Origin of the sequence: Pseudoalteromonas luteoviolacea (assembly GCF_001696455.1) — a bacterium.
In the GTDB taxonomy this organism is placed as follows: domain Bacteria; phylum Pseudomonadota; class Gammaproteobacteria; order Enterobacterales; family Alteromonadaceae; genus Pseudoalteromonas; species Pseudoalteromonas luteoviolacea_C.
This window is the reverse complement of sequence record NZ_MAUJ01000051.1, coordinates 1-543: the sequence shown is the minus strand read 5'-3', so window position 1 is coordinate 543 and position 543 is coordinate 1. Positions and strand designations below refer to the sequence as shown.

Genomic DNA, 543 nt, shown 5'->3' with positions numbered 1-543 from the left:
ACTGAAGCTTAAGGGCTAATCCGATTTCGCTCGCCGCTACTTTCGGAATCTCGGTTGATTTCTTTTCCTCGGGGTACTTAGATGTTTCAGTTCTCCCGGTTTGCCTCTTACAGCTATGTATTCACTGTAAGATACCGCTGTGCGGTGGGTTTCCCCATTCGGAAATCTAAGTCTCAAGTGCCTCTTACTGGCTTGACTTAGCTTATCGCAAGTTAGTACGTCCTTCATCGCCTCCAACTGCCAAGCATCCACCGTGTACGCTTAGTCACTTAACCATACAACCCAAAATAGTTTTAAGTTGTACTGCTAAAGACAGTTTTAACTTCGCCAGAAGTTAAGTAATACTAAAGTAGACGCTAATTAATCAACTAAATGATTAATCGGCATTTTCTTTCGAAAACTCTGAATAACAATTACTTGTTATTCGAGAATTTAATTATCAGCTTTCCAAATTTTTAAAGAGCAATATTAATTAGCTTACAAAAGCTAACTAACAATCATCTGTGTGGACACTTCGAACAAATCTGTTCTAAATCGTTAAGG

Annotated in this window: 1 rRNA gene; it reads right to left on the bottom strand. The window is 38.9% G+C overall.

The annotated features are described in order from the left end of the window. Positions 1–275 (bottom strand): 23S ribosomal RNA (locus A7985_RS25450); the annotation flags it as partial. Positions 276–543 lie beyond the last annotated feature (268 nt).